At 58.1% G+C, this 13,269-nt stretch carries 11 protein-coding genes; 7 read left to right on the forward strand and 4 right to left on the reverse strand.

What is annotated here, in order from left to right; all coding sequences use genetic code 11:
* Positions 1–162: 162 nt before the first annotated feature.
* Positions 163–375: a hypothetical protein gene (locus DW892_RS06620; protein WP_118384937.1), complete on the forward strand. Its 213-nt coding sequence runs from the start codon at positions 163–165 to the stop codon at positions 373–375.
* The gene (locus tag DW892_RS06625; protein WP_117766507.1) at positions 365–1,774 is read left to right on the forward strand and encodes an APC family permease; all 1,410 of its coding nucleotides are present in this window, start codon (positions 365–367) and stop codon (positions 1,772–1,774) included. Before DW892_RS06620 ends, DW892_RS06625 begins: the two co-directional genes overlap by 11 nt.
* Before the next feature lie 35 nt (positions 1,775–1,809).
* Here the strand turns inward: DW892_RS06625 and DW892_RS06630 are convergent, their stop codons facing one another.
* On the reverse strand, positions 1,810–2,001 hold the full coding sequence (locus tag DW892_RS06630; RefSeq protein ID WP_117766509.1) for a hypothetical protein: 192 nt from the start codon (positions 1,999–2,001) through the stop codon (positions 1,810–1,812).
* Between the two features lie 128 nt (positions 2,002–2,129).
* Here DW892_RS06630 and DW892_RS06635 point away from each other — a divergent pair, with 128 nt between their 5' ends.
* The 3 genes from DW892_RS06635 to DW892_RS06645 all read left to right on the forward strand — a co-directional run bounded on the left by DW892_RS06635 (position 2,130) and on the right by DW892_RS06645 (position 6,535).
* Positions 2,130–3,122 carry a helix-turn-helix transcriptional regulator gene (locus DW892_RS06635; RefSeq protein ID WP_117635774.1) on the forward strand — a complete coding sequence of 331 codons (993 nt, stop codon included), beginning with the start codon at positions 2,130–2,132 and terminating at the stop codon, positions 3,120–3,122.
* Between the two features lie 315 nt (positions 3,123–3,437).
* Entirely contained in the window at positions 3,438–5,066 is a 1,629-nt protein-coding gene (locus DW892_RS06640; protein ID WP_158567039.1) for an amidohydrolase, read from the forward strand.
* Positions 5,067–5,158: 92 nt separating this feature from the next.
* On the forward strand, positions 5,159–6,535 hold the full coding sequence (locus DW892_RS06645; protein WP_117766513.1) for an MATE family efflux transporter: 1,377 nt from the start codon (positions 5,159–5,161) through the stop codon (positions 6,533–6,535).
* A 376-nt stretch (positions 6,536–6,911) separates the two neighbouring features.
* On the opposite strand, the gene DW892_RS10645 is transcribed toward DW892_RS06645, so the two are convergent.
* Positions 6,912–7,706 carry a LuxR C-terminal-related transcriptional regulator gene (locus DW892_RS10645; RefSeq protein ID WP_304999786.1) on the reverse strand — a complete coding sequence of 265 codons (795 nt, stop codon included), beginning with the start codon at positions 7,704–7,706 and terminating at the stop codon, positions 6,912–6,914.
* Positions 7,707–7,887: 181 nt separating this feature from the next.
* Here DW892_RS10645 and aguA point away from each other — a divergent pair, with 181 nt between their 5' ends.
* Positions 7,888–9,009: an agmatine deiminase gene (gene aguA / locus DW892_RS06655; protein WP_117766517.1), complete on the forward strand. Its 1,122-nt coding sequence runs from the start codon at positions 7,888–7,890 to the stop codon at positions 9,007–9,009.
* 189 nt (positions 9,010–9,198) lie between these two features.
* Entirely contained in the window at positions 9,199–10,749 is a 1,551-nt protein-coding gene (locus DW892_RS06660) for an RNA-binding domain-containing protein (protein ID WP_158565744.1), read from the forward strand.
* A gap of 82 nt (positions 10,750–10,831) precedes the next feature.
* Here DW892_RS06660 and DW892_RS06665 read toward each other — a convergent pair whose 3' ends face one another.
* Together DW892_RS06665 and DW892_RS06670 are read right to left on the reverse strand one after the other, a co-directional pair.
* Positions 10,832–11,476, reverse strand: coding sequence for a GNAT family N-acetyltransferase (locus tag DW892_RS06665; protein ID WP_117766521.1), 645 nt, complete (start codon positions 11,474–11,476; stop codon positions 10,832–10,834).
* A gap of 414 nt (positions 11,477–11,890) precedes the next feature.
* Entirely contained in the window at positions 11,891–12,922 is a 1,032-nt protein-coding gene (locus DW892_RS06670) for a 3-deoxy-7-phosphoheptulonate synthase (protein WP_117766523.1), read from the reverse strand.
* Positions 12,923–13,269 lie beyond the last annotated feature (347 nt).

The raw sequence follows: 13,269 nt of genomic DNA on the forward strand, positions 1-13,269 counted from the left end.
GGTCGGTTGGGTTTTTCTTTGGGCACTCCGTTGCCTCCACTTCGGAGTGCCCTTTTCTTTGATTGAGTACGCGTCTGGCCTGGGATTTTTTGCGGGTTAGGCCAATTGTTCGCTTGAATTTCCCAGGTCAGACGCGTCTTCAATTGCCGAAAGTTATCGGTCGTGAACGCGGCCGTTTTGATCGGAGTATCTATGTACCAGCGTATCGTTATCTACACGCGCCTGTTCCGCGAGCGTTGGTCCAACAAATGCATCCTCTCCTCTCTCTGGGATGGCACCTGCACCGGTGACGCGGCCTGCAACCCTACCTTGGGCTGCGCCTTCGGTACAGATGCCATCCTTTTTGCTGTAGGGGGCGCGCGCCATGGCAGGTAAAAAGTTCTCCCTGATCGAGGTCATCCTTTCGGTTATCTGCGTCGTGTTTACCATCGAGGCGGCGGCTCCGGCATCTGCCATGGGTAACGTACAGTTCTTCTGGTGGATTTTCCTTATCATTACGTTTTTGCTTCCCTATGGTCTGGTGGTGGCCGAGCTGGGTACGGCGTTTGATTCCGAGGGCGGCCTGTACGATTGGGTTCGCTTGGGCCTGGGCGACCGTTGGGGCGCCCGTTGCTCTTGGTGCTACTGGGTTAACTTTCCGCTGTGGGTGGCAAGTATCGCCTGCATGTTCCCCAGTGTCATTAATGCGGTGTGGGGTATCGAGTTTTCACTCGGGATCCGAATTGCCATCGAGATTGCCTTTGTGTGGGGCGTCACGGTCATGGCAATGCAGCCGGTGGCGGAGGCCGATTGGGTTATGGACGGCGGCGCCGTCATCAAGGTGCTCATTACCGCTGCGGTGGGAATCGTCGGCATTTGGTTTGCCTGCAATAACGGCTTTGCCAACGACATGTCGTTTAAGACCTTCATTCCAGATCTGGGCGACACCAATTCGTTGACGTACCTATCGATTATCCTGTTCAACTTTATGGGCTTCGAAGTGGTCGCGACCTTTGCCAGCACGATGAAGAACCCGTCGCGTGATATCCCCAAGGCGGTTATTGCCGGTGGCGTGGCCATTGCGGCGATCTACATCATCTGTGGCATTGGCATTGGAGCCGCGGTTCCCACCGAGCAGCTTTCACTCGATTCGGGCATTGTGGACGCAGTCGCCGCTATGGTGGGGCGCACCCACCCGCTGACGATGGTCGTGGGCGTGGCCTTTTTGGTGACGCTGTTCGCCAATATGATCTGCTGGAGCTTTGGCGTCAACAACGTAGCGAGCTATGCCGCACGTCACGGCAACATGCCGCGCCCCTTTGCGCTGGTGTCCAAAAAGACCGGCATGCCCAACGGCTCGGCGCTCATTAACGGCTGTTTTGCCAGTCTGGTGCTGCTGCTCCAGATTCCGCTGGGTGAGGGTTCCGACGTCTTTTGGGTCTTCTTCTCGATGAACGTCGTCTTTCTGCTCATGAGCTATATTCCCATGTTCCCAGCGTTTTGGCGTCTGCGCAAGCACGATAATCGCTCGCGTGTGTTCCGTGCGCCTTTCGAGGGCAAGGTGCTCGCGGTGGCGCTTGCGATTCCCGTGGTGGAGCTCGTGCTTTCGATTGTTGCTACGATTGTGCCGCTCAACAGCTCACCTGCCGAGATGGCAAAGTTGCCGATTCTCGCGGGCGTAGTGATTGGCCTGTTATTGGGCGAGGTTTCGCGCCTCATATCGCGCCGCGGCCGCAGCATCGACAATCCCGGCGTTGGCGCAAGGGGGACAGGTCGCTTTGCACCAAAACAGTAGCGCCGCGAGTTGTGCGGCGCTAGTTGCATCTTGGATTACTGCTCACGCTGCTCGGGATCAGATGCGAGCTTGGGTGCAAAGTAGGGGACGTGGCCCAGGTAGGGGCAGCTGTCCGAACGCGCCTCAACGGCGCAGGGGACATCGTCGTAGGTCATGGAAGAACCGAGTCGGGTGATGGCCTTGGCGGCGGGCGCGACGAGCATCTTGAGCGGAGCGATCGGTGTCATGGCATCTCCTTTCATCGGTGAGACACAGCTTGTTTATCTAAACGATACAGTACGTTTAATCGGTGAGTCTAATCTTGCGGCAAAGAATCTGTCAACATCCTCACAGCATCTAGACAGGGGAGGCGGGCATGAGTTTCGCGTTCTATATCTACACCACGATTATCATGGGTGTGGCTCTGGTGACCAGTGCCGTGGCATTGGTGGTTTGGCTCATGACGCGCCGTCGCGACAGCCTCGTGGCCGCGGCGGGTTTTTTGCTCTATATGCTCGATATGTCGGTCATCTTTTTTGACGAGTACAATCGGCTCAAATACGACTACGCCGTTACCTTTAGCGAGCCGCTGCAGCACCCCTTGCTGCGCTGCGTGCTTGGTATTGCCATCTATGCCTGCGTGGTGCTATGGATGTTTGCGCGCTTGCGCAAAAGGCCGACGTCGCGCATGCTCGGACTTGCTATCGTGCCGTTTTCAATCTTGCAATTGCTGCTGGTGCCTCGCAGCGGTGCTGCCGGAGAGATGCAGCAGTATCTCTTTTGGCTCACGCGTGACCTGGGCAATGTAGGATGTCTTGCCTATGCCGCCTGGCATTACCGGCACAGGGCCACGCGTGTTGAGAAACTCGACCTCGACCGCTCAAAGCTCTTTTGGAAGGTGGCACTCGTTCTTGCGTTTTGCGTAATCGCCGAGGACACCTACATGATTTTGCTCTGCCGCCCCGACTCTCAAAACCCCGTCATCAGCCTCTTTTTGTGGTATCTGTCCGAGCGCAATATCTCCGAAAACGTGCTGCTCGTGGTATGTGCGGTCCAACTCTTTTGCCAGTTTAGCCATATCCTGCGTGTGTATGCCCGTCATCCGCGTGCCGATGAGGACGTGGCGGCCCAGAGCGCAAGCTCTGGGGACGACCTCGCATCGCGTGTGGTGATCTATGCCGATGCCCACAAGCTGTCGCGACGTGAGCAGGAAGTGCTCACGCTGGTGCTGAAGGGCAACGACGCCCAAAACATCGCCAGCGAGTTGGTCATCAGCCCTGGCACGGTCAAGGCACACTTGCATCGCATCTACGTTAAAAGCGGCGTCTCCAACCGAGATGACCTCATAGATGCCTTTTGGCGTTCCTAGTCCTATTCTTTCTTGCATGCGGGTCTTGCCGTGTGGGCGGGCACGCCGTTGGGCGTAATGACGCGGTAATAATCTCAGACAATAAACCTGCAGGTAAAGCGTGTAAACCTGCTTAAACTGACCGTTTGCGGTCCCTGGCCTTGGCACGGATTTGCCCCTGTGTATCAATGGGTGTAGCGCGAAGCCGCGGACGTGGGACAGACGTCCGAGCACGGCTTGTAGGCACGCGCCGATGCGGGAGCGCTACGCTCCCAACCGAGTGCCCACGCGGGCGGTGCGTCCGCGTTGCAACCAAAGATGCCTGAGGAGGCTCACATGGACAAGGCTGATGTAGTTATCAAGAGCAACGCCGTCTTTACCGGCGATGGGCTCGAGCCGTTTAAGGGCGGCGTTGCCGTGCGCGGTGATAAGATTGTTGCCTGCGGTGACGATGCTCACCTGGCACCGTTTATCGGTCCCGATACCGAGGTGCGCGACTTTGGCGACCAGCTCGTCATGCCCGGCCTGATCGACTCGCACACGCATTTTGCCCAGGGCGCGTTTATGACCGACCCCGATTTTGCCGTCAACCTCATTGACTGCACCAGTTTTGAGATGGCGATGGAACGTGTCGTGGCGTTTGCGGCCGACCATCCCGATAACGAGTGGATTCTGGGCTGCCAGATTATCCAGTTCCAGTGGGATGTCCCCGAGATGCCCACGGCCGCGATGATCGATGAGTACATCTCCGACCGCCCGGTCTTTCTGCAGCAGGTTGACTTGCATACCTTTAGCGCCAATACCTGCGCCATCAACAAGGTGGGAGTAACTTCGCAGACGCCCGATCCCGCAGGCGGCAAGATCCTTAAGGATGCCGAGGGCAATCTGACGGGCGTGTTTTCCAACAACGCCGGCGCCTTCTTTATGGACGAGGTCTACGACCCAGCGCCCGAGGTTGTTGACGCGTCGTTTGCAAAAACCGCCCGGCGCGCCAATGCCCTGGGAATCACTACGGTCGGCATGGTCAATCCTACGTTTGTGAGCATGGAAAACCCGTATGCGGTGTTGGCAGGTCTTAATGCCAAGGGCGACTTGCCGCTGCGCGTGTTCCTGTACACCGACCTGTTCGAAAACGAGTCCTTGACGCTCGAGCAGATCAAGGAGAAATACGCCTTCCCGGGTACGCAGGTGGAGTGGCACGGCTTTAAGCAGTTCCTTGATGGTGTGTGCTCCGACCATACCGCCTGGATGCTTGAACCCTATAGCAACGCACCCGACACCTGTGGTGAGCCCGCGGAGGAGCCGGAGCGCATCCGTGCTGCCATCCTGAGGGCGCAGGAATGGGGCGTTGACACGCGCATCCATGCAATCGGCGATCGCTCGGTGCGTTTTGTGCTCGATTGCTTTGAGGAGGGCGAGCGCTTGCATGGCAAGCGGGATTGTCGCCACTCCATGGAGCACAACGAGACGGTTCAACCCGAGGATATGCCGCGTTATGCCGAGCTCGGCGTCTGCCCCGGCATGCAGCCGTGGCACATGCTGCTCGATATGCCCGATCTCGCCAAGGACGATGCCGTGGGTCCCGAGCGTGCCGCGCTTTCGTGGCCCCTGCATAGCCTGCTTGCCAGCGGAGCCGTGGTGCACCTGGGCAGTGACTTCCCCGTTGTGGGCTTGGAGCCCATGGAGGAGGTGTACGGCGCGGTCTTCCGCATGCTCGAGGACGGCTCCAACCCTGAGGGCTGGTTCCCCCAGGAGCGCATTACCATGGCCGAGGCTCTGCGCGCCTACACCTATGGCAGCGCCTACGCCATGCATGCCGAGGACCGCATCGGCACGCTCGCGTGCGGCAAGCAGGCAGATATCTGCGTGTTCGACCGCAACCTCTTTGACTGCGAACCGGCTGAGGTCCTCGAGGCCACGGCGTCTCTCACGATGATTGCCGGCAAGGTGGTCTACGAGGCCTAGCGGGGCTGCTGCATCGCTGGGCGGTGCCACAGCCTGTGCGTGCCGCCCATCCATCCATCCATTCATCAATCTCTCATGGAAAGGGGAGAACAATGGCAGAAGAAACAACCGCCGCTGTTGAGGAGGAGCGTGAGCTTGCCTCGCAGCCGATTCCCGGCCTGGTGCGCAAGTACACCATCATCACCGGCCAGGGTATGCTTGCCCAAATCATCATGGTGGTCCTGGAGGGCCTTGTCATGGGCTGGGGCTTGGGTGCCCACGGCCTGGCATGTGTCTCGATCATCATGTCGGTCGAGTACATTAACCTGGCCTTTGGTAACCTGTTTGGCACCGGCGTGCCCGCCGTGGTGGGCAACCTTTTGGGTGCCGGCGACATTAAGGGCGCCAGCAAGGCGTTTAGCCAGGGCTTTTGGCTTACCACGATTGTGAGTGTGCTGCTTGCTGTGGTGATGGCTGTGTTTACCGAGCCCATCTGCGCATTCTTCGGTGCCACGCCCGACATCATGGCCGATACCGTTGCCGGCGTGCGCACCTTCTCCGTGCTGCTGCCGCTCACGGTCATTGGTCAGATGGTCACCGCCGTCATGCGTGTGGACGAGAAGGTTCAGATCCAGGCCAACCTCATGACCGTGTCTGCCATCGTCGCTATCTGCTGGCTTGCGCTTTCCACGTTTGTACTCAAGCTTGGCGTTATGGGAGCTGGCGTGTACTACGGTCTTTCCATCGGTATCTGGGCCATCGGTATCTTCTGGTTCATCGGTGGTAAGAAGTCGCAGCTCCAGATCAGCGCCGCCGACCTCAAACTCGACATGGCCATCTGCGGCCAGATCATCAAGATTGGTTTCCCGTTCTTTTTGGTGCAAGCTGCCACGTTCATCTTCAACACCGTTGCCAACTCGTTGCTTGGCCAGCTCGGCGGCGACATGGGTTCGCTCTACATCGCGGCCTTTGGTGTGATCAACGGCTATATCCTCTACATAACCATGATGGTCGCCCAGTGCTTCTCGTACGGCCTGCAGCCCATTGCCGCCTTCAACGCCGGCGCCAAGGCGTGGACGCGCCTCAAGGAAACGCTCTCTTGCACGCTTAAGTACCAGGTCGTGACGCTTGCTGCGGTGTCTGCTGTGCTATGGGTGGCCGCAACGCCGGTCTGCGCCTTTTTTGCTGGTAGCGACCCGGCGCTCGTCGAGGTTGCCGCCACCGCCACGCGCATCGTTATCCTGGCCGTGGCCCTGGGCTATCTTGCCATGACCATGTCGATGTACTTCCAGGCGGTTGAGAAGGTGGGTATCGCCACGTTCACCGGTCTGCTTCGCTACGTGATCTGCTCCGTGCCGCTTATGTACCTGCTTGGCAACATGATGGGCGTTCAGGGTGTCTGGTTTGCCTTGGTGGCGGCTGACGCCATCACTGGTCTTATCTCCATCGCCCTCGCCGTCCGCGAATCTAAGCGACTTGCCACGCTCTAGACTCGGACACGGCCGGCGCGCGATAGTCGAATAAGTCAACTCGTCTGCAAGCCACCACAATGGGGACAGTTCCCATTGTGGTGGTTATTGTTATTTAGGGTCCGAGATTTCGGTTCTATAAATAACGCTTCTGAACTGGGCTACTATAAGATTGTGGAAAACACTACTACAAGATTATGGTAATTACCGAGGACCTTTTATTAGATTTCATCCCTTTAGGGCCTCAGGTTTTTCTGCAAACAAAGGCTGCATGTTGATATCCGCTTGGCCGATAACAGTTGGTCAACATCATCTGTTATCGGCCAAGTCATTTACAACTGGCTCGTCCGCCGTTTGTAAACCAAAGTGGATCCATGCCGTCCCGAGGGGGAGTGCACTACGGCTGCAGCAGCGCCATGAGACCCATGCGGTTTTTGACGCCGAGTTTGCGGTAGATGGCGTTGACGTGCTTTTTGACGGTCGACTCGGAGATATAGAGCTCAACAGCTATCTCGTGGTTGGTCTTGCCGGTGAGCATGAACTTGAGGACCTCGCCTTCGCGGGGGAGCAGAGCGGCCTTGATGGCAAGCACGCTGGCGGGGCTTTCATCTGCGCCCTCGGCATACCCGTGTGGGAGTAGCTGATGCAGGCGCACGCTCAGGTGCCGGGCAATCTGGCGGAGGATCTCGAGCTCCGAATCGGTAAAGTCGCCGTCTTGCTCGGCGCGGAACAGCGTAATCGAGCCGAGCGGCGTGGCCTTGTGCGCCAGTGTGGCCGTGCAGCCATAATAAATTCCCAGGGGCTGCATCCATTCCAGGTAGATGGGCGTGCCATTGCGGCGCTCGACATCCACCAGGTCCAGATCGCGATATACATCGACCACCCGCGTGTCAAAGCTCCAAATGGTGTAGTCATACGCGGCGTAGCGTTCGTAATAATCATCAAGCGCCTGTGCGGACATTCCGTATGCGACGGGGCGAACAAATTGCGTTTGTCCGTGAGCCCCCGTCTGGGCGATATCGAACATCGAGACACGGTGCGCAATCACGTCTGCGATGCGTTTGAGTAGGCCTTCCTGCAGTGCGCTGAGCGACCCCTGCTCATGTGTCCACAGCGCGCATTCGTTGAGAGCGGTCCAATCTTGAGCAAAGAGCTCAACGTTCTGGTTATCTGCGTTGTTCGCATGTGTCATGGGGAGTCCTTTCGTGCCATCTAGCCAGTATGGCATGCGTGCCGGTCCACTAGAACTTTAGGTCAGTGAACGGTCGACTTTTGGCTGCCGAATGGGTACCCAAGGTCCATTGAGACGCCGTTGTCGCCGCAGCACAATGGGGGTGTCATCAAACAGGTTCGACCCAAAGTGAGGAGCCAACATGAAGACCATTTACGAGAGCGAATCAACGCCCAAAAAAGACGGTTTCTATATGCCCGGCGAGTATGAGGAGCAGGAGCGTACCTGGATTCTGTGGCCGCACCGCTCCGACGTGTGGCGCTGCGGCGCCAAGCCGGCGCAGAAGGTCTTCGCTGAGATCATCAAGACCGTTGCACGTTTTCAGCCCATCACTGTGGGCGTCAACACCGAAGACTTCCCCGCGGTGTGTGAGATCTTCGACGGCGTTGAGAACGTGCGCGTTATCCACATGGAGTACAACGACAGCTGGATTCGCGACCCCGGCCCGGCGTTCCTCGTTAATGACAATGGTGAGGTTGCTCTTTCGCACTTCCACTTTAATGCTTACGGCGGTTTCACTGACGGCCTGTATTTCCCGTGGGACAAGGACGCTTCCATTGGCCTGCAGGTGGCACAGCTCGAGCAGGTTAACCGCTATCGTCCCGAGGATTATATCCTCGAGGGCGGCTCGTTCAACTGTGATGGTCAAGGCACCGTCGTGACCACCGAGATGTGTCTGCTCAACGAGGACCGCAACCCGCAGTACACCAAGGAGCAGATTGAGGAGAAGCTCTCTGAGTATCTCGGTATCGAGAAGGTTATCTGGATCAAGGACGGTATCGATCCGTACGAAACGAACGGCCACGTGGACGACGTCGCATGCTTTAGTGCGCCCGGCGAGGTCTGCTGCATGTGGACCGACGATCCCAACCATAAGTTCTACAAGGAGTGCCAAGAGGCGTATAAGACGCTTTCCGAGACGACGGATGCTCGTGGCCGCAAGCTCAAGATCCACAAGGTGATTATGCCTGCGACCTCGGTATATATGACCGAGGAGGAGGCATCGACCATCGATCCGGTCGAGGGTGTGCTGCCGCGTACTCCCGAGGACGCCTTTGAGCCCAGCTACCTCAACTTCTTGCCCATCAACGGGGCGGTGCTGGTGCCACAGTTTGGCGACCCCAACGATGCCCAGGCACTCAAGGATATCCAAGCCGCCTATCCGGATCGCGAGGTCATCGGCATCATGACGCGCGAGGTCATCTATGGTGGCGGCAACATCCACTGCATCACCCAACAGCAGCCCAAGGCGCGCTGCAAGTAGAGGCGGTTGCAGGCACACGGGGTAGTGTCGATATGACTTGGGGCCCGCTGGCGCACACGCTGGCGGGCCCTTTTGCGTGCGGCGGGCAGCGTTGCACGCGGGCACTCGGGTCTAAGCGAGGGTACCAGGGGCCTTGCTTATCGTCGATAGTTGGTCTAGAATCGTCGATAGTCGATGATAGGGGGTTGCATGCAGCTTGTTGAAAGTGAGACCGTGGAGTTCAAGTGCACATTTACCCCTAAGCTGCTCAAAGCTGTGGTGGCGTTTGCCAATTCGAATGGTGGTACCTTGTATATCGGAATCGACGATTTTGGCAGTATCATCGGCGTGGACGATATCGATGCCACCATGCTTCAATGCTCTAATGCAATAACCGATGGCGTGTATCCCGACGTTTCTGAAATCACGACGGTCTCCGCATTGGACATCGATGGCGCAGCGTTGGTGAAAATCGAGGTGGAAGCGGGTCCTCACAAGCCGTACTGCCTGTGCTCGAAGGGATTTGTTCCCGCCGGGGTATATCGGCGCCTAGGTCCTGCCAACGTGCCCATCGAGATGGCCCAGATCCGCTCGATGATCAAGCGCACCGACGGCGATTATTTTGAGACCGCACGCTCTCATGAACAGAGCTTGACGTTTTTTGAAGCCGAGCGGGTCTTTAGGCGCGCGGAGATTACGTTCGACCAAACCTCTCAAAAGAATCTCGGCCTTATCGATGAACTGGGCTTTTACACCAATTTGGCACTGCTGGTCTCTGACCAAAACCCCTTTGCAGTCCGCGCTGGCCTCTTCAACGACGATGCGTATACCGAGTTTATCGACCGTCAGGATGGCGAGGGCTCGATCTTCAGGCAGATAGAGGATATCGAACGGTTCCTCAATATATCGAACGCAACGCGTATGTACTTTGTGCCGGGAAGGCTCGATCGCATAGATAAGGACGACTATCCCCGCGAGGCTGTTCGAGAGGGAATTCTGAACCTGTTTATCCATCGCGACTACGAATCTTCGGTGGCGTCTCTTATCAAGATGAGCCGTACGGCGCTTGAATTTACCAATGCGGGAGGGCCGCAGCACATCAGCGTCGAGGAGGCGCTTGCGGGCGGCTCGGACGCTCGGAATCCAAAGCTGCAACTGCTCTTTTTGCGTCTGGGGATGGTTGAGGCGTTTGGAACGGGCCTCAAGGGGATCCGTGCGCTCTATGAGGCGGAAGGGTTGGAACCCGAGGTCTGCGCCTACCCTGCAATGTTTAGGTTGTCGCTGCCCAACGTCAACGCCGTGCGCAATTCCTATCTGACGCCTCGTGGCAATAGCGGTCCCAACTTGCGTGGGGATTACAGCGATTATGAGCAGCTCGAGCGGGAAGGGGCACTGCCGCCCGATGTTTCGCAGGCGTTTGCATCCGTGCAAGCGCAGCGAGAGGGGCACGTGTCGATGAATGGCGACTGCGGCCACGAGGTGCGTGCCAAGCTCGTGGAGGAGCTTGGCTTTGATGTTGCGTGCAAGGCGTCCGCGATGCTACAGGATGTCTCGGACGAGCGACGTGGTGGATACGCTCGCACCTTGATTCGCTTTGCCCTTGAGCGGCCCCGCGGTTTTACGCGCCAGGATGCTTCGGACGCGCTGGGAACTGGGCGCGACGTGACGCTGCGGGTTATCAACGGTTTGCTTGAGGAAGGCGCACTCGTTAAAGAGGGGCGCGCTCGGGCGACGAGATATCGCGCTGTCGGGCAGGTTTAGGGACGGGCGGTCCGGCCCCCTGGGTTATTCCTGGGCAGAGGCCAAGGGCCGGGTGCCCGGCGCACCTTGATTGAAGGGGTACTTAGAGCGTGCCTCCGTACATATAGACGATAAATCCGTCACCGGTGTCTTGGCTGTGGTCCTCTAGGATGCGCTTCATGTTGAGGTGCTCGTAAAACTGCCAGTCGGAGTTGCAGTCGCTCATCAGGAAGAATTTGGTGCAGCCTGCCTTGGCGAGCTCGGCGCGCGCAAGGTCGATGAGCGCGCGGCCGAGCCCCTTGCCCTGCCACTCGGGCACGATGATGATGAGGTTGAGCTGGCCCTGGGCATACTCATTGCCCGTGGCGGCAAAGCGGTCGGCCGTGGCCTTCTCGCGGCTGTCGCCAAAGAGCGAGCCCTCGAGCTTGGCGTCGGCGGTCTTCGCCATCTCGGTTGCCTGGGCGAACATCTCGTCGTAGCAGGGTACCCACGTGGGGCTGGTACGCGGCTTGCCGTCTTCGAAGATGCCGATGCAGCAGGCGGCGATAATGCGGCCCTCGGCCTCGGCGACAAGCGCGATGGGGGAGCGCTGCAGCTGCATGGCAATGTTAAAGCGCGCGCAGAAATCGGCGGCTTCGACGTCGCCGCGGTTGCGCAGCGTATTGCACCACAGCCGGTTGTAGATGGCGGCGATGCCGGCAAGGTCATCGAGCGTGGCGGCGCGCAGGGTTACGTTGTCAAGGCTCATGGAGGCTCCTTCCAAGTTGGGTCAGGCCATCTATGAGTGTGGCATGGCCGCAGGGCCGCCGCATCAACCATTCGGTAGACGACCCCCGATTCCACGGGGGCGGAGAGATAGTCATTGGGGACGTTCTTAAACGACTAGTCAAACAAGAGCGTCCCCAACGACTACCCTAAGGAATGTCCCAGACTGCCGGCAGGAAAGGAACGTCCCCAACTGCCGCATCCCCAAGTGCCACCTCGCCAAGTTTTGCAACGCCGATGTTTTGGCGAAGTCAGCGAAAACCCGCCAGAGTGAGCAAGGTGCCTTGAAACAAGGCGGCATTGACCTTCTGGTCATGCCGCCGAAGTTGAAAGGCAGATTGCCGCTCTGGCGGGTTTGCAGCGTCGGCAGGTCCGCCGTTCGGTAGAACGGCGGAACCTAGACACGCTCTGCGATCTCGTGGATGAGGTAGTCGGTCTTTTCCCAGCCCAGGCACGGGTCGGTGATCGACTTGCCAAAGACGCCGCCATCGACCGGCTGGTTGCCGTCCTCAAGGTAAGACTCGATCATAAAGCCCTTGACCAGCTTGGAGATGGACTCGTTGCGGCGGCAGCTGTCGAGCACCTCCTTGCAAATGCGATACTGCTCCAGCGGACGCTTGCCCGAGTTGTCGTGGTTGCAGTCGATGACCGCTGCGGGATTGGCATAGCCGGCGTGCTCGGTATAGCGCTCGGCCATGCGCTCCAGATGCTCGTAGTGGTAATTGGGGTAGGTGCGCCCATCGAGGCCGATGTAGCCACGCATAACGGCGTGCGCGAGCGGATTGCCGTCGCACTCGACCTCCCAGTTGCGGAAGATGAAGCTCTGGTGCGCCTGCGCGGCGTAAATGGAGTTGAGCATAACGGTGGTGGAGCCGGCGGTGGGGTTCTTCATACCCACGGGTACCGAAATGCCGCTCGACACCAGGCGATGCTCCTGGTTCTCGACCGAGCGTGCACCCACGGCAACATAGCTCAGCAGGTCAACGAGGTACTGGTAATTGGACGGATAGAGCATCTCGTCGGCGGTGAAGAAGCCCGTTTCCTCAATAACACGCAGGTGCATATGGCGGATGGCCTTGACGCCCTCGAGCAGGTCGTCGGGAGCCTCGGGGTTGGGGTTGTGCAGAAGGCCCTTGTAGCCGGTGCCCTTGGTGCGCGGCTTATTGGTGTAGACGCGCGGAATGATGATGAGCTTGTCCTTGACCTCCTCGGCGGTCTTGACCAGGCGGTTCATGTACTCAAGCACCGAATCCTCGCGGTCGGCAGAGCACGGGCCGATGATGAGCACCTTACGTGCGTCCTCGCCGGTAAAGACTTTGGCGACCTCGGCGTCAAATGCCTGCTTTTTGGCGGTAAGCTCGGCAGAAAGCGGCATTTCCTCGCGGATCTCCATGGGAATCGGCAGCCTGCGTTTGAATTCCATGGCCATACGGGGCCTCCTTTATCAATTAACAGCAACAATTGGCGAATTCTCGAATGCTCGGCATTATCCGCTGTCGCACGCTAAAGTGCAAGCGAAACCTGCCGAAAAGGGACAGGTTTATTTTGGTCGGTTTTATCTGGGGAAATGTCGGCACTCGCCGGAAGGGGGGACCGGCGTACGACATGCTGGAGCAAGTTGGATCTTCTGCGGCATACCCCGTGGACAAAAAATGGCAAATATGAGTACTGTTGCTAGCTTAGTATCATATCGACCTTATAAGATATTAGACACAACAGTAAATATGTTCATTAACGTTGGCACACAGAAGCATGCTACCGGGCATTTTGATCAAT

The sequence above is a fragment of the Collinsella sp. AM40-7AC genome (assembly GCF_003468125.1).
In the GTDB taxonomy this organism is placed as follows: Bacteria; Actinomycetota; Coriobacteriia; order Coriobacteriales; family Coriobacteriaceae; genus Collinsella; species Collinsella aerofaciens_O.